The organism is Paracoccus alcaliphilus (assembly GCF_028553725.1).
In the GTDB taxonomy this organism is placed as follows: Bacteria; Pseudomonadota; Alphaproteobacteria; order Rhodobacterales; family Rhodobacteraceae; genus Paracoccus; species Paracoccus alcaliphilus.
In genome coordinates this window covers 327769-349437 of record NZ_CP067125.1, presented here as the reverse complement: position 1 = coordinate 349437, position 21669 = coordinate 327769, and the positions used below count along the sequence as shown (strand labels likewise).

The following is a 21669-nucleotide window of genomic DNA, read 5'->3' as shown; positions in this document are numbered from 1 at the left end:
GTCGCGCCTTAATCCGGCAGGGCGCCGCAGAAACCGCCGCTGGCCTCGATCCCCGAGCCGAGCGCCAGCAGCGGCGGTGCCTTGTAGGGGTTCAGCTCTGCCGTGGCGTGGTCGAAGGCCAGCAGCGCGACCAGCAACAGCAGCGTGGCCCCGGCGGTGACATGTCGGGTCATGCGCGCGCCTCCAGCCCCAGCATCGGGCGCAGGCGGACGCCCAGCACCGCACCGGCAAAGGCGGCTGCGAACCAGACCCAACCATGCAGGCTGCCGGTCGAGATACCCGAAAAGAACGCGCCCACATTGCAGCCAAAGGCCAGCCGAGAGGAATAGCCCAGCAGCAGCCCCGCCACGACCGTCGCCACCCATGCCCGCGCGGGCAGTTTCGGCAGCGGCTGCGACAGCCCCCCTGTCCGCCATGCGGCGACAATGAACGCCCCCGAGATGATGCCGATATTGGTCAGTGAGGTCACATCGGTCAGCACGCTCTGCCCCAGCAGGGCGGCATTGCCCGGCGCGCTCCAGAAGGCGGAACCCGTCAGGTCGGCCCCCAGCGCCACCGCGCCCTTGGCCGCCCAAAGGCCAAGGCCGTAAACCACGCCCCAGGGCTGGCCCGCCACCATCAGATTGCCGATGGCCAGCGCCGCAATCGCCAGCGCGGCAATGACCAGCCGTCCCGGCAAGCGCCGCGTGCCCGGTGCCGCCAGCCACAGCAGCCCCGCCGCGACCACGGCCAGCGCCGCCAGCGTCGCCGCCAGACCCGTCCCGCCGCCAAGCGTCAGGATCGGCAGCGCCCCCAGCCCGGTCCACCAGATCAGGCCATAAGCCCCCAGAAAGCTGCCGATGGCAAAGAAAGGCAGCGCCAGCAGCGCGACCGGATTGCCGCTGCCCGCATTGACCAATGTGCCCGAACCGCAGCCCAGCACCACCTGCATCGCGGCGCCAAAGACGAAGGCACCGCCGATCATCGCCCAGCCGATCGGGGCCGCAGCGCCGGTGATCTCGCCCGGATGGGTCGCCAGCAGCGGAAAAGCCACGACCGAGACCAGCGCAATCGCCAGAAGCTGCGCCAGAATGCCCGAGGGATCGCGCCGCAGGATCATCGCCCGCCACGGTCCGGCAAATCCGAAGCGCAGCCCCTCCAGCACGATGCCGAAGCCCAGACCGATGGCCAGCAGCAGCCCGAAACGCGCGCCTGCGAACAGCGCCACGGCAAGGATCGCCGCCAGCCCCGCCAATACGATCAATCCGCGCTGGGTGATCTGCCCCGAGGCCGGGATCGTCGCCGTCTGGGACATCAGTTGGCCCTCAAGTGATTCAGCAGGTTCTGCATCAGGCCGGGCGTGTTCTGCATCGCCCCGCCCGTCTGCGACCAGCCGACCATGGAATCGGGATAGAGCTTCACATCCTCGACCCCCGCCAGTTCCGACAGCGCGAACCACTCTGTCGCGGCCCAATGGCCGGTATTGCAGAAGGCCACCAGTTCCTCTTGCTGCCCGATGCCCAGCCGCGCCGCCACATCGCTGGCCGCAGGCGCATCCATCACCCGCGTCTGATCGTCGAACCAGACCGAGTGAGAGATGTTTTCCGCCCCCGGCAAGGTGCCCGGTTTTGCCGCCGCAGGGTGCGATTGCTGGCCGTGATAGAAGCCCTCGGGTCGCGAATCGATCAGCCTTGCACCGGACTGGCCGCCGACAATGGCCGCGACATCATCGGTCGTCGCCAGCCAGCGGTCCGAAAACGTGATCTCGACCTCGGACGGGACCGGCGCATTGGGTTTCGTCTCCAGCGGCAGACCGGCGGCGGCCCATGCCCCCATCCCGCCATTCAGGATCGCCAGATGGCTGACCCCCGAGGATTTGAGTGTCCAATAAACCCGCGCCGCCGCGCCGAAATCGCTGTCGTCACTGCCCTGATGCACGACCACGACCGGGCGTTCCAGCGTGACACCCAGATCGCGCAGCACCGCCTGCAACTGATCTTCGGGGACCAGCGCACCGGGGTTTTCGGCAGGTCCGCGGAAAAGGTCATAGGGGGCCGAAACGGCGCCCTCGATATGGCCCTGTGCATAATCCTCACCCCGGATATCCAGCACCAGCGGCGCATCCGGTTGTCCGTTCAGCGCCTGCAATTCGTCGGGCGTGAGCAGCGGTCCGAAATCCGACGCGATGGCCGCCCCAGACAGCCCGATCACGGCAATGGCGGAAAAGAAAAGCCTTCTCATGGTGCGATCCCTTCTTGGTTATGCCAGATGTCGGGGACAACAGCGCGTTTGGCAAGGATGGACAGCCATTGTCGCCGATGACCGGGGCAAACAAGGTTCCGTATCGCCTTCGGGCCTGATATCGCGGTCGGGTGGACGGGCGCTCAGACAGGAAATATTCCTTCCACATGCCATAAAACAGGAATGGATTCCCTTTTGAACGGATCCGTTCCGCAGCCACGATGCAAGAAGCCGATTGCGGCATAATGTTGCCGTGCCGTGCCGGATCTGAAAGATCATTGCGCAAACCCCGGCGGCGACAGGAATGGAGAGACCGATGATCCGCAAGAAGGTGACGCTGGCCGAGATCGCCGAAATCGCGGGCGTGTCGCGGGCGACGGTGTCGCTGGTGGTGCGGAACTCTCCGCTGGTGGCCGATCATACCCGCCAGAAGGTCGAACGGATCATGGCCGATCTGGACTATGTGCGCGATATCGGCGCGGCCCGCCTGCGCAACAACAGCAGCCGCACCATCGGCGTGATCGTTCCCAATCTGGTCAACGCCTTCTTCACCGAATTTCTGTCCGGCGCAGAAGAGGTGATGGGGCTGGACGACCGCGTGGTCCTGCTGGCCAACAGCCGCGACGATACACTGCGGCAGGACCAGATCCTGCAACGGTTTCGCGGCCACGGGGTCGATGGGGTCATCCTCTGCCCGGCGCAGAACACCAGCCCCGACCTGCCCGACCGGATGCGCCGCTGGGGCCTGCATCTGGTCCAGTCGCTGCGAGAGGTCGGGAACGATGCCACCGATTACGCCGGGGCCGACTATGTCGCGGGCATCGGTCTGGCCGTGCGCCATCTGGTCCAGCGCGGCCACCGCCGCATCGGGTTCCTGTCGGTCATGGCCCGCACCTCGGCCCGCGAGGAACGGCTGACGGGATTTGCCCGCGCGCTGGCCGAGACCGGCGCCGAGGACGGCGGCATCGTCGAGGCCGAGCTGAGCTGGGAAGGCGCCATGTGTTCGGCCCGCAAGGTTCTGGACCTGCCCGCCGCGCCGACCGCCATCCTGTGTTTCAACGACGTGCTGGCCGCCGGTCTGATGGCGGGTCTGCGGCAGGCGGGCTGTCAGCCGGGCCGGGATCGCGCCGTGGTCGGGCTGGACGATCTGCCGCTGGCAGAGCTGACCTATCCGCCGCTGACCAGTGTCGCGGTCCAGCCCGCAACCATCGGCGCCAATGCCGCAAGGCTGCTGGCGCGCAGGCTGGCCAGTCCCGACGCGCCGATCCTGCGCGACATCGTGCAACCCGTCTTGCATATCCGCGAAAGCAGCGGCGGTTGACTCTTTTCCATCCATCATTTAGATCGATCTAAATAGGGACTTGGAACGGGTCTTGCATCGGCAGGGGAGGGCCGGATGTATCAGTTCAACTTCCAGCCGGTCTTCCAGAATATGGACCTGCTGCTGTATGGCGCGTGGCTGACCGTGCGCCTGTCGGTGGTGGCGATGCTGCTGGGTCTGATCGTTTCGCTGCTGGGTGCCGTGGCCAAGACCTCGGGCATCCGGCCTTTGCGCTGGATCGCGGATATCTATGTCGAGGTGATCCGCAACACGCCGTTCCTGGTGCAGATCTTCTTCATCTTCTTCGGCCTGCCCGCCGTGGGCATCAGCATGTCGCCCAATACGGCCGCGCTGGTGGCGCTTGTCGTCAATGTCGGCGCTTACGGGACCGAGATCATCCGCGCGGGCATCGAATCCATTCCGCGCGGCCAGATCGAGGCCGGGCGCGCATTGGGGCTGAACCCGGTGCAGATCTTCCGCCATGTCGTGTTCAAGCCCGCCCTGCGCAATATCTATCCCTCGCTGACCAGCCAGTTCATCTATCTGATGCTGACATCCAGCGTGGTGTCGGTCATCTCGGCCAATGATCTGGCCTCGGCAGGGGCCGACCTGAATGCCCGCACCTTCGCCAGTTTCGAGATCTATCTGGTGCTGACGGTGCTTTATTTCCTGCTGGCGCTGGGGTTCTCGACAGTGTTCGCCGCCATTCGCCGCGCCTTCTTCACCTATCCGGCGGGGCGCTGACATGATCCGCGAATTCTCGTCCACGGATATCCTGTTCATCGTGACCGCTGTCCGGTGGACGCTGATCCTGTCGGCCATCGCCTTCGCGGGCGGGGCCATCGGCGGGCTGCTGGTCGCCCTGTCGCGCACCGCCCGGAACCCTGTCCTGCGTCAGGCCGCCACCGGCTTCATCCGCGTCTTTCAGGGCACGCCCCTGCTGATGCAGCTGTTTCTGGTCTATTTCGGGCTGGCAGTCGTGGGTCTGCCCATTGATCCGCTGCTGGCCGCCGCCGTCGCGCTGACGCTGCATGCCAGCGCCTATCTGGGAGAGATATGGCGCGGCGCCATCGAGGCCGTGCCCGCCGGGCAGAACGAGGCCGCGACCGCGCTGGCGCTTGGCTATCGCGACCGGATGCGCCATGTAATCCTGCCGCAGGCGATGCGGATCGCCACCGCGCCGACCGTGGGCTTTCTGGTACAGCTGATCAAGGGCACCTCGCTGGCCTCGATCATCGGCTTTACCGAGCTGACCCGAGCGGGCCAGATCATCAACAACGCGACATTCCAGCCATTTCTGGTCTTTGGCACCGTCGCGGCCCTGTATTTCGTGCTGTGCTGGCCGCTGTCGCTGCTGGCCCGGCATATGGAAACGCGAATGAGACGCGCCCTGACGCGCTGACAACCGACTTTCACGGGAGGAGAGACCATGAAACTGAACCGCCGCCTTTTCACCACGCTGGCCGCTGGCGCGCTGGCCGCAAGCCTTGCCATTCCCGCAACCGCCGCCGATCTGGCCGCCATCGAGAGCGCGGGCACCGTCAAGATCGGGATGCTGGTCGATTTCCCGCCCTTCGGCATCATGGACAGCGCCGGGCAACCCGATGGCTATGACGCCGATGTGGCGAAGGCGCTGGCCGAATATCTGGGCGTCCAGCCGCAGATCGTGCCGGTGACCGGGCCGAACCGCATCCCCTATCTGCTGTCGGGGCAGGTCGATGTGCTGGTGGCCTCGCTTGGAATTACCGAGGAACGCGCGGCGCGGGTCGATTTCTCGGACCCCTATGCCGGGATCAGCATTGCCGTCTATGGCGATGCCGGACTGGAGATCGCCGATGCCGCCGCCCTGTCGGGTCAGACCGTGGCGGTCGCGCGGGCCTCGACGCAGGATACCGCGGTTACCGAGGTCGCGCCCTCGGACGCCCAGATCCGCCGCTTTGACGATGATGCCAGCGCGGTGCAGGCGCTGATGTCGGGGCAGGTCAAGCTGATCGGCGCCTCGAATGTCGTGATGGCGCAGATCGGCAGCGCGGTGGGCGACCGCTTTGACAAGAAGTTCGACCTGTCCAGTCAGGTGCAGGGCATTGCCGTCGCGCCGGATTCGGATGCGCTGCTGGACAAGGTGAACGCCTTTGTGGCCGAGGCCCGCACCGATGGCACACTGGACGGCATCCATCAGAAATGGCTGGGCGAGCCTCTGCCCGATTTCGTGGCCAGCGCCGAATGATGCCCCTGCCCGGCCGTCACCGGCCGGGCGCTTTCCCAAGGGAACCTGACCATGACGGAACATGCGATCATCATGCAGGCCGTGAACAAGTATTACGGCGATTTTCACGCCCTTGCCGATATCGACCTGACCGTTGATCCGGGCGAGCGGATCGTGATCTGCGGCCCGTCCGGTTCCGGCAAATCGACCCTGATCCGCACCATCAACCAGCTGGAGGAAATCCAGTCCGGCACCATCATCGTGGACGGGGTCGAGCTGTCCGGCGCCGAGAATGTCGCCAGAATCCGCAAGGATGTCGGCATGGTCTTTCAAAGCTTCAACCTGTTTCCGCATATGACCGTGCTGGAAAACTGCATCCTTGCGCCGATGAAGGCCCGCAAGGTCAGCCGTGCGGATGCCGAAAAGACCGCGCGGCACTATCTGGATCGGGTGAGGATCCCCGAGCAGGCCGACAAATATCCCGCGCAGCTGTCAGGCGGCCAGCAACAGCGCGTGGCCATCGCCCGGGCGCTGTGCATGAAGCCCCGGATCATGCTGTTCGACGAGCCGACCTCGGCGCTGGACCCGGAAATGGTCAAGGAGGTGCTGGACACGATGATCGATCTGGCGCGCGAGGGGATGACCATGCTGTGCGTCACGCATGAGATGGAATTCGCCCGCGCCGTGGCCGACCGGGTAATCTTCATGGACAAGGGCCGCATTGTCGAGCAGAACGCCCCCGACGCCTTCTTCGGCAATCCGCAGAACGAGCGTTTGCAGAACTTTCTGGGGCAGATCGCATGAGCAAACCGCGTATTCTGGTGCTGGCGGATCCAAAACCGCAAGATATGGCCGATCGTCTGGCCGCCGATTACCGCATCACCCGCGACATTGCCGACGCCGGGGATGTGCAGATCGTTGTGACGACGGGCGGGCTTGGCCTTTCATCCGCGCAGATGGCCGCCCTGCCCGCCCTGCGGCTGATCGCGGTGAATGGCGTCGGTGTCGATGCCGTCGATCTGGATCAGGCGCGGGCGCGCGGCATTCAGGTGTCGACGACGCCGGACGTGCTGTCCGACGCCGTGGCGGAACTGGCGCTGGCGCTGGCACTGGCGACGGGCCGCCGCATTGCCGAGGGCGACCGCTTTACCCGCGCCGGGCACTGGGCTGCCGGGGGCAATCTGGCCATGGGCATGCCGGTTCTGGGACGACGCGCGGGCATCCTGGGCTATGGGCGGATCGGGCGGCGGCTGGCGGCGATGCTGCGGGCGCTGGGGTCCGAGGTTCTCTATACAAGCCGCAGCGAAAAGCCTGACAGCCCCGACGGTTTCCGCCCCGACGCCGCCACGCTGGCCCGCGATTGCGAATTGCTGTTCGTGACCGCCGCCGGGGGCGAAGGGACCCGCGGGCTGATCGGCGCGGCGGAACTGGCCGCGCTGGGGCCGTCGGGCCTGATCGTCAATGTGGCGCGCGGCCCGGTCGTGGACAACGCCGCGCTGATCGCGGCGTTGCAAGACGGCATCATCGCCGGGGCCGGGCTGGATGTCGTCGATGGCGAACCCGATGTGCCGCAGGGATTGCTGGATGCACCCAATTGCGTGCTGACGCCTCATATCGGCTCGGCCACCGATGCGGCGCGGCGGGCGATGGCGCAGCTTGTGCTGGACAATATCGCGGCCTTTGTCGCCGGGCGCCCACTGCCGACGCCATATCAGCCGTGACACCGCACGCAGTGGCACAGGCCGCTGGTCACTTCGCCAGCGATGCGGCCTTGCGCGCGGCCGCGTCCAGCCCCGACGCGATGATCCGATTGAAATCCTGATCCAGCATCGTCTGCAATGCCGCCGCAGTCGTGCCGCGATACTCGATCATCTTGCGGACGATGGCGCCGGGATCGCTGTCCTCTCGGGCGAAAAGCTGGCTGGCCTGTGCCACGACCCCTTTGGCGGCGCGCGCGGCAAAGGCCGCCGGCAATCCCTGCGCGACCGCATGTGCCTGCAAGGCCTGTGCCAGAAGCGCGGGAAATGCCGCCCCCGAGCCGGTCATGCCGACGCAATAGTCGATATGCGCCTCTTGCAAGACCTCGGCCCCTTCGCCGCAGGCATCGAACAGTTCCTGCACGATGCGCTTGTCAGCCTCTGAAACGCCGGGGGTCGCGAACCACGGCGTGAACGAGTGGCGGATCGACGCCGCCGCATTCGGGATCGCCCGGACGATCCGGGTGGCACCACTGCGCGTGGCGATATCCTGCGCCGTGACACCCGCCATGACCGAGATCACCAGTTTGTCCGAGGCGTCGATATGCAGATCCGCGAAATCCTCGGGGCGGACCGACAGGATGACAATGTCGGATTTCGCCACAAGCTCGTGATTGTTGCGGGTATGGGTTGCGCCCGGCACGTCAAGCGCGCCCCGCCTGTCCGTGCGGCCCGACAGGATCAGCCTGCGGCCGTCCATCACGCCGCTGGCGACGGCGGCCGAGGCCATCGTATTCCCCAGCCAGCCATTGCCGCCAATGATCCCCACGGTTGCATTGATGGCCACGATCTTCTCCTTCTGGAATGTCTGCGGGCGTCGCCCACCGGCTCGGGCCCCGATCCCCAGCCTGCGGATCGACCCGTCAGGGGGTTGTGCCGGAATAGGTGGCCGGGCCGGTGCGACGGTCATGGATGCTCCAGTGAATCCCGTCGGCTGCAAGCCGCAGAACGGCGGTCCCAAGCGTGTTTTCGTCATCCGGATCGTCTGGCGCATCGCGGCGGATCGGCAGCCCCGTCCCGCCATCGTCGCGCAGGATCGTCAGCGGGTCGCACCCCTCGGCCAGCAGCTGATCGGCGCGAATCTGGCGATCACCCGAGGATTGCGTGATGATCTGCCGCGACACCCCCAGCGGATGATGCAGGGCATGGTTGGCATGGGCCGAGACCCGCGTGATCTCGACCACAGACAGCTGACCCCGCCCGAATTCGACCGACAGGATGCGCGGATCGCGGCGGCTGGACAGCGCGAAGTGAAAGCCGCCGGAATTGGGCCCCGAATCCGACCCGTCCCGCAGGATATCCAGCGCCGCTGTCAGGCTGTCCGTGGTCAGCACCGCCCGACCCAGCACCATGCGCGGAATATCGGGTTCGATGCCGGTCAGGCGGATATTGTTGGTGGTCTGCGCCAGCCCGGCATCGTTGAAGGCGAATGTATGGCCGGGGATCGAGCCGGGATAGCAGAAGGCGTGAAAGCCCGGCGCATGTTCGGGCGTCACCTCGGCCACGAAACAGCCGCCACGAAAGAACGGCAGGCCATCCTCGTTATGGGCCAGCACGGGCTCGGCGCCCGGCACCATGACGGTGGTGCAGCCATCGGGCACCCGCGCCAGCAGATCGCCACGGCAGTTCCACGCAAAGACCTGCTCGACCGGCATCTCCAGCCCCTCGGCCAGTCCTTCGATCTCGGCCCAGATCAGGGGGAACCGGGCGCGCGTGTTCGCCGCCATTCGTGCCACGGCCTGCGCATGGGCGGGGCCGGTGATCGCCTGGAAATAGAGCGACGAAGGCAGATGTGCATGAGCCGCCCGCCGCCCGGCCCGGCCAAGCGCCAGACCAATCCGGTGCGGCGATCCGCCCGCCTTCTGCCAGCCCAGATCCGGCGCCCGCTCAGACATGTTGCAGGAAATCCCGCAGCCGGTCGCTGGGGGGGCTGTCGATCATCTCTCGCGGGGTGCCATCGACCGAGATCTTGCCATGCTCCATGAAGATCAGCCTTGTGCCGACCTGTTTGGCAAAGCTCATCTCATGGGTGACGACGACCATGGTCATGCCTTCCAGCGCCAGTTGACGCATGACGGTCAGCACTTCTTGCTTCAGTTCAGGATCCAGCGCCGAGGTCGGTTCGTCGAACAGCATGACCTTGGGCTTGATCGCCAGCGCGCGGGCAATCGCGACACGCTGCTGCTGTCCGCCCGACAGTGCCGAGGGGAAATGATGCGCCCGTTCGGCCAGCCCGACCTTGTCCAGCAGGGCCAGCGCCTGAGCCTCGGCCTCGGCCTTGCTGGCGCCCCGGACCTGACGGGGACCGAAGGCCACGTTCTGCAACGCCGACATCTGCGGGAACAGGTTGAACTGCTGGAATACCATCCCGGCCTCTTGCCGGATCACGCGCAGGTTGCGGTTGCCGGATTTGACCGACAGCCCATCGACGACCAGATCGCCGCCGGTGATTTCCTCCAACCCGTTGATACAGCGCAGCAGCGTCGATTTGCCCGAGCCGGACGGCCCGATCAGCACCACCACCTCGCCGCTGTCGATGTTCAGGTCCACCTCGTTCAGCACGGTCACATCGCCGAAGCTTTTCGAGGTCTTGCGGAATTCGATGATGCTCACAGGATCCTCATGCGCTTTTCGATGATACGAAGGATCAGCGACAGAATGCCGGTCATGATCAGATACAGCACCCCGACGGCGGTCCAGATCTCGACCGCCCGAAAGTTCGAGGCCATGATCTCTTGCCCGGTGCGGGTCAGTTCCGCGACGCCGATGACGATGAACAGCGACGTATCCTTGAGCGAGACGATATACTGGTTGCCCAAAGGCGGGATCAGCCGGCGAAAGGCCAGCGGTCCGACGATATGGGCCAGCACCTTCCAGCGCGGCAGCCCCATGGCCAGCCCGGCCTCGCCCAGCCCCTTGGGGATCGACAGCAATGCGCCGCGCACGATTTCCGCGATATAGGCACCGGCATTCACGATGATCGACAGGACCGCCGCCGTCATCGGGTCGATACGCAACCCGGTCAGGATCGGCAGCGCGAAATACAGGAACATCACCTGCACGACGATCGGCGTGCCACGGATCAGCTCAACGTAAACCAGCGCCAGTCCATTGACGAAGACATTGCCATAGGCGCGCATCAACCCGGTCAGAAGCCCCAGAACGGTGCCTCCGATCAGGCCGATCAGCGTGATCATCAGCGTGACCTGAGCGCCTTTCATCAGTTGAGGCAGAAAGCTGGGGATGATGGTCCAGTCGATTTCCACGGGGGCCTCCGAATGCGGGAAGGACGGGATGCGAGGCGCTGGCCCCGCATCCTTTCAGGCGGCGATCACTCGCCCGGCGTGGTGCCGAACCATTTTTCATAGATCGCGTCGTAACGCCCGTCTTCCTTCATCTTCGCCAGCGATTCATTGATCTGTTCGCGCAGATCGCTGCCCTTGGGCAGGGCGATGCCGTATTCGTGGCCCATCAGCTGATCGCCCACCGCCTTGACCTGCCCGCCCCCGGCCGTGTTGATGTAATACAGCACGTTCGGCGTGTCATGCATCGCCGCATCGACATTGCCGGTGCGCAGCTCAAGATAGGCATTGTCGATATTGGGGAACTTGCGCAGCGTGGTGTCGGCAAGGTTCTCTTCGGCCCAATCCGAGGCCGAGGTGCCGGTCTTGACCGCCAGCGTCTTGCCCCCAAGATCCTCGACGCTAGTGATGTCGCTGTTCTCGGCCACCATCAGCAGAAAGCCGCTGTCGTAATAACCGTCCGAGAAGTCGATGGCGTTCTGGCGTTCTTCGGTGATGGTGATCCCGGCAAGGGCGACGTCGATCTGACCGGTTTGCAGCGCAGGGATGATGCCGGCGAAATCCATCGGGCGCAGTTCATATTCGACATCCAGATCCGAGGCGATGGCGTCCCACATATCAATGTCGAAGCCGACATATTTGTCGCCTTCCTTGAATTCGAACGGCACGAAAGCTGTATCGGTCGCGACCACCAGATCGGCCGCCTGAGCCGCCGAAGTCATTCCAAGCGCCAGCGCAGCGGCGCCCATGAGTGCGGAGAACCTGTTCATCTTGCTTTCCTGTCATACCATGTGGATTCCGGCAGACTCGCCCTGCCTTGCAATAAGGCTTGCAGAGCAGGGCAGGGAAAGCAAGATTATTTGCGGAAACCCCCGGCGACGTAATCCAGACCGATATCCAGAATCGGCGCGCTGTGGGTGATCCAGCCGACCGAGATCAGATCGACACCGGTGGCCGCAATGGCCGAGGCGGTGTCGGGGGTGACGCCGCCCGAGGCCTCGGTCAGCGCGCGCCCGGCGACGATGCCCACGGCCTCGCGCAGCTGGTCCGGCGTCATGTTGTCCAGCAGCACGGCATCGACGCCGACCTCCATCGCCTCGCGCAATTGCGCCAGCGTATCGACCTCAAGCTCGATCTTGACCATATGGCCGGTATTGGCGCGGGCGCTTTCCACAGCCGCGCGGATGCCGCCGGTCATGGCGATGTGGTTGTCCTTGATCAGCACCGCATCCGACAGCGCAAAGCGATGGTTCACCCCGCCCCCTGCCCTGACCGCGTATTTCTCCAGCGCCCGCAGGCCGGGGGTGGTCTTGCGGGTGCAGGCGATAGAGGCGCGCGTGCCCGCGACCGCGCGCACGATGCCGTTGGTGACGGTGGCGACGCCCGACAGGTGGCACAGGAAATTCAGCGCCGTGCGCTCTGCCTTCAGCAGGCTGGCCGAGAGGCCCTCGACGGTCAGGATCCGCCCGCCTGCCGCCACTTGGTCGCCATCGGCAAGGTGGCGCGTCATGCGGCAGGACGGATCGATCAGTTCGAACGCCAGCGCCGCCAGATCCAGCCCGGCCACCACGCCGTCACGCCGCGCCACCGCCGTCACGGTGGCGCAATGGCCCGCAGGGATCACCGCAGCCGAGGTCAGGTCGCCCGCAAGTCCCAGATCCTCGGACAGGGCGGCGCGGACGGGACCTTCCAGCATCAGGCGCGGCAAGGGGGAAAGGGTCATTTCAGGCACTCCGGGCAAGGTCGTCGGACAGGATCAGGCGGGCGGACTGGATGATCTGATCCAGCGTCATGGCCCGGCTGGCGGATAGGGCGGCACGAGCCGGGAAATCGGTGCGGGCATGGGCGCCGCGCGATTCCCGGCGCAAGGTGGCAAAGACGGCGATGGCAAGGGCGGTGATGGCAGGATCGCCCGCGCCGTCATCGCCTTGGGTCAGGAGCAGCAATCCAGCGATGGCCGCCCGCAGGGACGCCCCGTCGCGCAGGATGCCCAGGTGGCGCGAGGCAATCGCCCGTGCCGCCGAGGGATAAGCGTCGGGCGGCGGCTCTGCGATTGTTGCGGCGGTCACCGGCAAGGCCGGACTGGCGGCAATGTCGCGGGCCGCGTTCAGGCCCATCACCACCGCCTCCAGCAGGGAATTGCTGGCCAGCCGGTTCGCGCCATGCAGGCCGGTCGCCGCGCATTCGCCAACCGCCCACAGCCCGGCCACGGTGCTGCGGCCAAAGGTGTCGGTGCGGATGCCGCCCATATGGTAATGCTGTGCAGGGCGCACCGGGATCGGATCGCGGACCGGATCGATCCCCGCTGCATGGCACAGCGCCGTGATGGCCGGAAAACGGGCGGGGAAATCCACCTCCCGGCCAGCCCGCAGAAACACCTGACGGCCAGCCGCCCTTTCGGCATGGATGGCGCGGGCAACGATGTCGCGCGGGGCAAGTTCGGCCCCTTTATGGCGGGCCATGAACCGCTCGCCCCGGTCGTTGAGCAGGACGGCACCCTCGCCGCGCACGGCCTCGCTGATCAGGGGCAACCGTCCCTGCCCCACGTCCAGCGCGGTGGGATGGAACTGCACGAATTCCATATCGGCCAGCGCGGCCCCGGCGCGCGCGGCCAGCATGATCCCCTGCCCCCAATTGCCGACAGGGTTGGTGGTCGCGTCATAAAGCCCGCCGATGCCGCCGGTCGCCATCACCACCTGCCGGGCGGGCAGGACCGCACCCCCGCCCGCGCGCTGCACCAGCAGGCCCAACACCGCGCCGTCACGGGTCAGCAGGCGGCGGACCAGCGCGCCCTCCTGCACCGTGACCGAGGCGCAACCGCGCACCGCCGCCACCAGCGCGCGCACGATCTCGGTGCCCGAGCCGTCGCCTGCCGCGTGAAGGATGCGGCGGCGGGAATGCGCGGCCTCCAGCCCAAGGATCGCCGCGCCTGATGCGTCACGGTCAAAGCGCGTGCCGTGGCGTTCCAGAAAACCGATCGCCTCGCCCGCCTGCCGCAGGATGGTGTCGGCGCGTGCCGCGTCGCACAGCCCGTCGCCAGCCGCCAGCGTATCGGCCAGATGCAGCGCCGGGCTGTCGCCCGCACCAAGCGCCGCCGCGATCCCGCCCTGCGCCAGCGCGGTCGAGCCGCCCTGCCCCAGCCCCGCCAACGTCACCAGCGTGACCGGGCGCGGCGCCAGCGCCAGCGCCGTCACCAGCCCGGCGATACCGCTGCCGATCACGACCACATGGCCGGATGGCGCGGAATTCATACGGCCAGCATCCGTTCCACCGCCCGGCGCGCAGGCGCGGCGATGGCCGGATCGACGGTGACTTCATGGCGGTTTTCCTCAAGCGCCTGACGGATGTTCGACAGGCTGATCCGCTTCATATGCGGGCAGAGGTTGCAGGGACGGATGAACTCGGTCTCGGGGTGGTGGATGGCGACATTGTCGCTCATCGAGCATTCGGTCAGCAGCAGCACCCGTTCGGGCCGCTCTCGGGCGACGAAATCCGACATGCCCGCGGTCGAGCCGGAATAATCGGTCTCGGCGATCACCTCGGGCGGGCATTCGGGATGGCCGAGGATGGTCACGCCGGGCCAGGCGTCGCGGAACCCGCGCACCTCGGCGGGGGTGAACCGCTCATGCACCTCGCAATGGCCGTGCCATGTAATCAGCTCGACCTTGGTCTGGCGGGCGATGTTCTGGGCCAGATATTCGTCCGGCAGCATCAGCACGCGCGGCACCCCCAGCGATTCGACCACTTGCAGGGCATTGCCCGAGGTGCAGCAGATATCCGACGCCGCCTTCACCGCCGCCGAAGTGTTCACATAGGTCACCACCGGCACGCCGGGATGGGCCGCGCGCAGCCCCGCGATATCCTCGGGCGTGATCGAATCCGCCAATGAGCAGCCCGCGCCCATGTCGGGGATCAGCACGGTCTTGCCGGGGTTCAGCAGCTTGGCGGTTTCGGCCATGAAATGCACACCCGCCAGCACGATCACATCGGCATCGACATCCACCGCCTTGCGCGCCAGCGCCAGGCTGTCGCCGACGATATTGGCCACCCCGTGAAAGATTTCGGGCGTCTGATAGTTATGGGCCAGAATGACCGCGTTGCGTTCGCGTTTCAGGCGCAGGATGGCGTCGATGTCATCCTCGAACAGCATCCAGTCCGGTTCGGGGATGACCTGACGGACACGGTCATACAGTTCGGGCAGCCGCAGGGCGGTGGTCATCGGGCAGTCCTCCTCCTTTATACTCGATTCGAGTATATTGATGCAGGATTATGCTCAATGTGAGTTTATGTCAACTCCGTGAAATTGGCAGCCGGGTTCCGGCCATCTGCCGCGCCTCCAGCACCGAGGGGCGATAGCGGAACAGCATGGCCGGACGACCACGCGTTTCGGCGGTGGTTTCGCCGGTTTCCTCGATCAGTTCCTGCTGGTCGATCTGGCGGCGGAAGTTCGATTTGTGCAGGTTCAGGCCGACCAGAGCCTCGACCGTGCGCTGCAATTGCAACAGGGTAAAGCTGGCGGGCATGATCTCGAAGGCGACGGGGCGGTATTTGATCTTGGTCCGCAGTCGGGCGATTCCGGTGGCCAGAATGCGGCGATGGTCGCCCTGCATCGGCTGGCCAAAGCCGGGTCTGCCCCCGGCCTCGGGGATCAGCGCGGCCTCATACATCAACTCGTATCGTTGCAGCACCAGATCCTCGTTCCAGTTCCAGCCGTTCAGCCCGAAGGTGAAGTCGATGCGCTGGCGGCGCTGGCTTTGCAGATGCGGATCGCTGTCGGCCCATGCGCTCAGGCCCGCCGCGATCTGGTCCAGCGCCGCGGCCTGCGCATCGGCACCGTCGCGGCGATCCTCCCACGGGAAATATTCGTACCACCCATGCCATTCCGGCTGGCCCGCGCCGGGGGCTGCCTGTTCGCGCACCAGCCCCAGATAGCTGATCGAGATCCGGCGCATCCCCGCCCCGGCGCCGGGGTCGCGATCGCCATCGGCAAAGGTGTAAAGCTGTTCCAGAAACCCCACCGGGTGGCCGGTCTGGCTTTCGATCCAGTCGCGCAATCCGGCCTGAAGGCTGGTTTGCGAGGATTCGAACGGCCCCGACGGCAGCGCCTTGCCCGCTCGGATCGTCATGACCCGGGGCTCATTCGCCGTCACCGCCGCCAGCACGGCGATCAGTTCGGCCTGCGCAAATCCAGTCTCCACGGAATAACCCACCTTTTTATTCAGCCCTATCATGGGCATATCCCCTGTCAAGCACCGCCGCCACGTCAACCCCGGACAGGCTGTCAGGGTTTCGCATCGCCCTGCCGCAACGCGGCCAGAAGGTCGTGGAAACGGTCGCCCTGCACGATGACATGCTGATGCAGCGCCGCCGCAGCAGCGTCGGCATCGCCCGCGCGGATCGCCGCCACAATGGCGTCATGTTCGCTGAAGGAACGCGCCATGCGATTGCGCACCTGCAGTTGCATCCGTCGATAGGGTTGCAGCATCGCATGCAGCCGCGCGGCCTCCTGTTCTAGAAACGCGTTATGCGTGGCGCGATAGATGCAGTGATGGAACATCGAGTTATGGGCGTAATAGCCATCGACATCACCAGCCTCGGCCAGTTCCCGGCAGCGCAGATGGGTCGCCTCGAAATCCGCCATTTCCGCTTCGGTGATCCGGCGCGCCGCCAGACGGCCGCAGGTCGCCTCGGTTTCGGCCATCACCTCGAACCGCTCGGCCAGTTCTTCCGCCGACCAGGAACTGACGAAGGTTCCCCGCTTGGGCATGACCCGCACCAGCCCCGAGGATTCCAGCTGATACAGCGCCTCGCGGATCGGAGTGCGCGAACAGTCGAACTCTCGTTCCAGCGCCTCGGGGTCCAGACGTTCGCCGGGCAGATAAACCCCCTGAACGATGGCGTTTTCAAGGGCGTTCCTGATCCGTAACGCATTGGGAATAGAGCGCATCCGAACCTCCCTGCTCATGCGATCAACATAGGTGATGCCTGCGCAAACATCCATCCTTTCACTTGTTATATACAACATGGATCAGCAAGAGTATAACACCAATGCGACAGATTCGCGCGGCTTGGGAGGGCGGCGGATCGTCAGGGCCGGATGTCCGGCGCAGGGATTGCAAGGAAGAGGAGCCGCGCATGACCCCACATCTGATTTCCATCTATGCACTGGTGGCGATGTTCGTCATCGCCACGATCTGGCCGATCAACATGGGCGTTCTGGCCTTTGTCGGCGCGTTTCTGGTCGGTACGCTGCTGGCGGCGCAGACGACGAAGGACATCATCGGCGGATTTCCCGGCGGGCTGTTCCTGACGCTGGTCGGCATCACATGGCTGTTCGCGCTGGCGCAGAACAACGGCACCATCGACTGGCTGGTGCGCATGGCCGTCCGCGCCGTCAAGGGCCGCATCGGCGCGATCCCGTGGATCATGTTCGGCATCTCGGCCATGCTGACTGCGGTGGGCGCGGTCAGCCCTGGCGCGGTGGCGATCGTGGCGCCGATCGCGCTGGGGTTCGCCTTCCGCTATCACATCTCGCCCATGCTGATGGGGATGATGGTGGTTCACGGCGCGCAGGCCGGGGGTTTTTCGCCGATCAGCATCTATGGCGGGATCACCAATGGCGTGGTCGCGCAGGCCGGGCTGCCGCTGTCGCCGATGACGACCTTTGCCGCCAGCTTTTTCGTCAATGCCGCCGTGGCGCTGATCCTGTTCATGTTGCTGGGCGGGCGCAAGCTGATGTCGGCGCGGATGGAAACGGTCGAATCGGTGAATGTCCCGCATGTCGAGATCACCCGCGCCGCCACCGGCCCGCAGATCTTCGGCGACAGCGAGGCGCAGGCGCTGACCCGCCGCGTCAGCGAGGAAGGCGGCCGGGGCGATTCCAACCGGCTGGTGGCCGAAACGCCCGAGGGCGATCAGCCCGACGGAACCCCCTATCAGATCTTCACGCTGCTGGGGCTGGGGCTGCTCGCGGTGTTGGTGCTGGCCTTCAATCTGGATATCGGCTTTGTCGCCCTGTCCATCGGTCTGGCGCTGTCGCTGTGGAACCCGACCATGCAAAAGCGCGCGATGGCGCAGGTTGCTTGGCCCGAGATCATGCTGATCACCGGCGTTTCGACCTATGTCGCGGTGCTGGAATATATGGGCACCATCGATTTCGTGGGCGACAGCGTGGCGGGCATGGCATCGCCCATGCTGGCCGCGCTGATGCTGTTCTTCATCGGCGCGGTGGTGTCGGCCTTCGCCTCATCCACCGCCGTTCTGGGGTCGCTGATCCCGCTGGCGGTGCCGTTCCTGCATGGCGAAACCGGGGTCGGTGCCATCGGCTTCATCGCCGGGATGGCGGTTGCCTCGACCATCGTGGATGTCAGCCCCTTCTCGACAAATGGCGCGCTGGTGCTGGCCAATGCGCATGGGGTGGACCGGCAGGTCTTCTTCCGCAAACTGCTGAGCTATGGCGCGCTGGTGACGGTCGTCGCACCGGTCGTGCTGTGGATCATCTTCGTCGTGCTGCCGGGTTGATCCCGGCGGCCCCATCCCCACGGAGGTCGCAATGACCAAGACCGAACAACCCCGCCGCCAGTCCCGGCCCGCCTTTCTGGGCGATCTGTTCGAATCCCTGACCGAGCGTGGCCGCCGCCTGCTGGGCTGGCGCGAGACGGAAGGCCGCGACGCCATCGAGGCCCCCGACCTGTCCGAACTGGCCGAGCGGTTGCTGTCTCGGCGGGGCGAGGCGTCGGGCGTTGTTCTGGCCCGGGGTCTGCTGACGGCCTTCGATCACGCCGATCCGCCCGCGCGGCTGGCATTCCTGCAAACGCTGGCCGATCGCTTCGGGCCCGATCCCGAACTGGTCGGACCGGCGGTGGCCGCGGTGCAGAAGAACCCGGGCGCGGTCGAGGCCGTCGAGGCCCTGCACGCCGCGTCCGAGCCGCGCCGTCAGGAATTGCTGCGCCGCCTGAACCTTGCGCCGGGCGGCACCGCCGCATTGGTGCGGATGCGCGAGGAATTGCTGCGCCACCTGCGCGATCAGCCGGACCTGAGGCGGCTGGACAGCGATTTCGCGCATCTGTTCGCCTCGTGGTTCAATCGCGGTTTTCTGGTGCTGCGCCATATCGACTGGAACACCCCGGCCAGTATCCTTGAAAAGATCATCCGCTATGAGGCGGTGCACGCAATCCGGAACTGGGATGATCTGCGTAACCGCCTGCAGCCGACCGACAGGCGCTGCTATGGCTTTTTCCATCCGCAATTGGTGGACGAGCCGCTGATCTTCGTCGAGGTCGCGCTGACCACCTCGATCCCCGACAATGTCGGCGGACTGCTGGATCTGTCGCGCCAGCCGATCCGCGCGGGGGATGCGAATACGGCGGTCTTCTATTCGATCTCGAACACGCAGCGGGGGCTGGCCGGGGTCTCGTTCGGCAATTTCCTGATCAAGCAGGTGGTCGAAGAGTTGAAGGCCGAACTGCCCGATATCCGCAGTTTCGTCACCCTGTCGCCAGTGCCGGGCTTTGCCGCGTGGTTGGCCCGGACCCGCGCCGATGAAACCTCGGATCTGCTGGACGCCGACCAGCGTATCGCGCTGGCCGCGCTGGACGAGCCCGAATGGCACAAGACCCCCGCCAAGGCCAAAGCGCTGCGTGATCCGCTGCTGGCCGCCGCCGCCGCTTATTTCCTGCGCGCCCGCGACAAGGCCGGACGCGTGCCCGACCCGGTGGCGCGATTCCATCTGGGCAATGGCGCAAGGCTGGAGCGGCTGAACCATCTTGGCGACATCTCGGCCAACGGGCTAAAACAGTCGCACGGGCTGATGGTCAATTACCTCTATGACCTCGACCGGATCGAAGTGAACCACGAAGGTTTCGCCGAGCGCAGCCATGTCGCCGCCTCGGACAGCGTAACCGCCGCCCTGACCGCAACCCGATCCTGATCCCCTCTTTCGCAGGAGTTTCCATGAGTGCGAACCTGTTCGATATCCTCGCCCGCAATATCGCCGATCCCGATGCCACCGCGATCGAGACGCTGACTGCCGGGACGATCAGCTATGGCGATCTGATCGCCCGGACCGGCAGGATGGCCAATGCGCTGACCGGGCTTGGTGTGAAACCGGGCGACCGGGTGGCGGTGCAGGTTGAGAAATCGGTCGAGGCGATCACCCTCTATCTGGCGACCGTGCGGGCGGGGGCGGTGTTTCTGCCGTTGAATACGGGCTATACCCCGACCGAGATGGACTATTTCATCGGCGATGCCGAACCTGCGATCCTTGTCTGCGATCCTGCGCGGCAGGCCGATCTGCAAGAGACGGCCGGGCGGGCCGGGGCGCGGCTGATGACGCTGGACGCCGCAGGGGGCGGCAGCCTGACCGATGCGGCCGCCGCCGCGCCCGATGCTTTCGAAACCGTGCCGCGACAGGCCGATGATCTGGCGGCCTTGCTTTATACCTCTGGCACCACCGGGCGGTCCAAGGGCGCGATGCTGACCCATGGCAATCTGGTCTCGAACGCGCAGGCGCTGCGCGAGGCATGGCACTATACCGACCGGGACGTGCTGATCCACGCGCTGCCGATCTTTCATACCCACGGGCTGTTCGTCGCAACGAATGTGACGCTGCTTTCCGGCGCCTCGATGATCTTCCTGCCTAAATTCGACATGGACCGGATTTTCGAGGCGATGGCGCGCGCCACCGTACTGATGGGCGTGCCGACCTTCTATGTCCGCTTGCTGGAGGACGACATGCTGAACGCCGAGACGACCCGCAACATGCGGCTGTTCATCTCGGGCTCGGCCCCGCTGCTGGCCGAGACGCATCGCGAATGGCAGGCGCGTACCGGCCACGCGATCCTTGAACGCTATGGCATGACCGAAACCAACATGAACGCCTCTAACCCTTACGAGGGCGACCGGGTGGCGGGCACGGTCGGGCTGCCCCTGCCCGGCGTCGAGATCATCGTCACCGACCCCGAGACCGGCGCGGAACTGCCGCAGGGCGAGATCGGCATGATCGAGGTGCGCGGCGCCAATGTCTTCAAAGGCTACTGGCGGATGCCGGACAAGACCGCCGCCGAGCTGCGCGACAACGGCTTTTTCATCACCGGCGATCTGGGTCTGATCGACCAGCGCGGCTATGTCCATATCGTCGGGCGCGGCAAGGACCTGATCATCACTGGCGGCTATAACGTCTATCCCAAGGAAATCGAGACCGAGATCGACGCCATCCCCGGCATGATCGAATCCGCCGTGATCGGCATCCCGCATCGCGACTTTGGCGAGGCCGTGACAGCGGTGGTCGTACCCGCCGCCGGCTCCGTCGTGACCGAGCCGGCAATCATCGCCGCGCTGGAGGCACGGCTGGCACGGTTCAAGCAGCCCAAGCGGGTGATGTTCCTGAACGAGCTGCCGCGCAACACCATGGGCAAGGTGCAAAAGAACCTGCTGCGTGACCAATTCGCGGAACTTTATGATTGACGCAGAGAAATCAGGGGGTATCCGGCAGGACACTTCCTGACCCCTCACTGCGCCCAGACAACGATCTGCATTCCATAAACCATTCCCGCCAATGGTTCTCATCCCTCATCATGCAGCTTCAGAACAGTTCAATGCGGCACGCTGTCCCTCTCCGATCAGGGCAACGCCGAGTAGAGAAGAGCTTCCCCAAGCATGAACGATGCCCCGGATTGCTGCTCGCCCCCCATCTCAAGGCGCCGAAACTGCCCACATTCGGACGTAAGCGTCAGAAGCCCTCCTGGCAATACAAGGCCGAAGGCATCAACCAAGCCCGCTGTCCAGATTTCTTTCCGCGCTGAAGGCCTGTGAACAACTAAAGCATTTCTACTGAACCCTGAATCGTTTGGGGTTCCGTCGCAG

At 65.5% G+C, this 21669-nt stretch carries 22 protein-coding genes; 9 read left to right on the top strand and 13 right to left on the bottom strand.

Annotated elements, in window-relative coordinates; translation table 11 throughout:
* Window positions 1–8: 8 nt before the first annotated feature.
* Genes JHW40_RS19985 through JHW40_RS19975 form a run of 3 tightly spaced genes read right to left on the bottom strand, consistent with a single transcriptional unit; the run spans window position 9 to window position 2220 of the window.
* Window positions 9–173: a hypothetical protein gene (locus tag JHW40_RS19985; protein ID WP_170851896.1), complete on the bottom strand. Its 165-nt coding sequence runs from the start codon at window positions 171–173 to the stop codon at window positions 9–11.
* Window positions 170–1294, bottom strand: a complete 1125-nt coding sequence (locus tag JHW40_RS19980) for a YeeE/YedE family protein (protein ID WP_090615018.1) — start codon at window positions 1292–1294, stop codon at window positions 170–172. The genes JHW40_RS19985 and JHW40_RS19980 overlap by 4 nt, the downstream gene beginning before the upstream one ends.
* Window positions 1294–2220 (bottom strand): sulfurtransferase, encoded by a 927-nt coding sequence (locus JHW40_RS19975; protein WP_090615015.1) that lies wholly within the window; start codon window positions 2218–2220, stop codon window positions 1294–1296. Before JHW40_RS19975 ends, JHW40_RS19980 begins: the two co-directional genes overlap by 1 nt.
* A gap of 316 nt (window positions 2221–2536) precedes the next feature.
* Here JHW40_RS19975 and JHW40_RS19970 point away from each other — a divergent pair, with 316 nt between their 5' ends.
* The 6 genes from JHW40_RS19970 (at window position 2537) to JHW40_RS19945 (ending at window position 7468) form a co-directional block, all read left to right on the top strand.
* The gene (locus tag JHW40_RS19970; protein WP_090615012.1) at window positions 2537–3541 is read left to right on the top strand and encodes a LacI family DNA-binding transcriptional regulator; all 1005 of its coding nucleotides are present in this window, start codon (window positions 2537–2539) and stop codon (window positions 3539–3541) included.
* Window positions 3542–3616: 75 nt separating this feature from the next.
* Window positions 3617–4285, top strand: coding sequence for an amino acid ABC transporter permease (locus JHW40_RS19965; RefSeq protein WP_090615008.1), 669 nt, complete (start codon window positions 3617–3619; stop codon window positions 4283–4285).
* A 1-nt stretch (window position 4286) separates the two neighbouring features.
* Entirely contained in the window at window positions 4287–4943 is a 657-nt protein-coding gene (locus tag JHW40_RS19960) for an amino acid ABC transporter permease (protein WP_090615005.1), read from the top strand.
* Between the two features lie 27 nt (window positions 4944–4970).
* Complete coding sequence (locus JHW40_RS19955) at window positions 4971–5768, top strand: transporter substrate-binding domain-containing protein (RefSeq protein ID WP_090615003.1); 798 nt, start codon at window positions 4971–4973, stop codon at window positions 5766–5768.
* A 51-nt stretch (window positions 5769–5819) separates the two neighbouring features.
* A complete protein-coding gene (locus JHW40_RS19950) occupies window positions 5820–6551 on the top strand; it encodes an amino acid ABC transporter ATP-binding protein (protein WP_090615000.1) in 732 nt (243 codons plus the stop codon).
* Window positions 6548–7468, top strand: a complete 921-nt coding sequence (locus JHW40_RS19945) for an NAD(P)-dependent oxidoreductase (protein ID WP_090614997.1) — start codon at window positions 6548–6550, stop codon at window positions 7466–7468. Before JHW40_RS19950 ends, JHW40_RS19945 begins: the two co-directional genes overlap by 4 nt.
* Window positions 7469–7496: 28 nt before the next feature.
* On the opposite strand, the gene JHW40_RS19940 is transcribed toward JHW40_RS19945, so the two are convergent.
* The 10 genes from JHW40_RS19940 to JHW40_RS19895 form a co-directional block, all read right to left on the bottom strand.
* Window positions 7497–8291, bottom strand: a complete 795-nt coding sequence (locus tag JHW40_RS19940) for a pyrroline-5-carboxylate reductase family protein (protein ID WP_170851895.1) — start codon at window positions 8289–8291, stop codon at window positions 7497–7499.
* 76 nt (window positions 8292–8367) lie between these two features.
* Complete coding sequence (locus JHW40_RS19935) at window positions 8368–9399, bottom strand: C45 family autoproteolytic acyltransferase/hydrolase (RefSeq protein WP_090614991.1); 1032 nt, start codon at window positions 9397–9399, stop codon at window positions 8368–8370.
* Window positions 9392–10117 carry a glutamine ABC transporter ATP-binding protein GlnQ gene (glnQ, locus tag JHW40_RS19930; RefSeq protein ID WP_090614988.1) on the bottom strand — a complete coding sequence of 242 codons (726 nt, stop codon included), beginning with the start codon at window positions 10115–10117 and terminating at the stop codon, window positions 9392–9394. Before glnQ ends, JHW40_RS19935 begins: the two co-directional genes overlap by 8 nt.
* Window positions 10114–10770, bottom strand: coding sequence for a glutamine ABC transporter permease GlnP (glnP, locus tag JHW40_RS19925; protein ID WP_090614985.1), 657 nt, complete (start codon window positions 10768–10770; stop codon window positions 10114–10116). The genes glnQ and glnP overlap by 4 nt, the downstream gene beginning before the upstream one ends.
* Before the next feature lie 65 nt (window positions 10771–10835).
* Window positions 10836–11576, bottom strand: a complete 741-nt coding sequence (gene glnH / locus JHW40_RS19920) for a glutamine ABC transporter substrate-binding protein GlnH (RefSeq protein WP_090614982.1) — start codon at window positions 11574–11576, stop codon at window positions 10836–10838.
* 86 nt (window positions 11577–11662) lie between these two features.
* The gene (nadC, locus tag JHW40_RS19915) at window positions 11663–12529 is read right to left on the bottom strand and encodes a carboxylating nicotinate-nucleotide diphosphorylase (RefSeq protein ID WP_090614978.1); all 867 of its coding nucleotides are present in this window, start codon (window positions 12527–12529) and stop codon (window positions 11663–11665) included.
* Window position 12530: 1 nt separating this feature from the next.
* Complete coding sequence (locus JHW40_RS19910) at window positions 12531–14057, bottom strand: L-aspartate oxidase (RefSeq protein WP_090614975.1); 1527 nt, start codon at window positions 14055–14057, stop codon at window positions 12531–12533.
* Window positions 14054–15025 (bottom strand): quinolinate synthase NadA, encoded by a 972-nt coding sequence (gene nadA / locus JHW40_RS19905; protein ID WP_090614972.1) that lies wholly within the window; start codon window positions 15023–15025, stop codon window positions 14054–14056. The genes JHW40_RS19910 and nadA overlap by 4 nt, the downstream gene beginning before the upstream one ends.
* 70 nt (window positions 15026–15095) lie before the next feature.
* On the bottom strand, window positions 15096–16037 hold the full coding sequence (locus JHW40_RS19900) for an NUDIX hydrolase (protein ID WP_272849114.1): 942 nt from the start codon (window positions 16035–16037) through the stop codon (window positions 15096–15098).
* 50 nt (window positions 16038–16087) lie between these two features.
* A complete protein-coding gene (locus tag JHW40_RS19895; RefSeq protein ID WP_090614968.1) occupies window positions 16088–16753 on the bottom strand; it encodes a GntR family transcriptional regulator in 666 nt (221 codons plus the stop codon).
* Window positions 16754–16941: 188 nt separating this feature from the next.
* Between JHW40_RS19895 and JHW40_RS19890 the strand changes: the two genes are divergently transcribed.
* The 3 genes from JHW40_RS19890 to JHW40_RS19880 are packed head-to-tail and all read left to right on the top strand — an operon-like array spanning window position 16942 to window position 21270.
* Complete coding sequence (locus JHW40_RS19890) at window positions 16942–18327, top strand: SLC13 family permease (protein ID WP_090614963.1); 1386 nt, start codon at window positions 16942–16944, stop codon at window positions 18325–18327.
* Between the two features lie 31 nt (window positions 18328–18358).
* Window positions 18359–19735 carry a malonyl-CoA decarboxylase gene (locus tag JHW40_RS19885; protein WP_090614959.1) on the top strand — a complete coding sequence of 459 codons (1377 nt, stop codon included), beginning with the start codon at window positions 18359–18361 and terminating at the stop codon, window positions 19733–19735.
* 23 nt (window positions 19736–19758) lie between these two features.
* Window positions 19759–21270, top strand: coding sequence for a malonate--CoA ligase (locus tag JHW40_RS19880; RefSeq protein WP_090614956.1), 1512 nt, complete (start codon window positions 19759–19761; stop codon window positions 21268–21270).
* Window positions 21271–21669 lie beyond the last annotated feature (399 nt).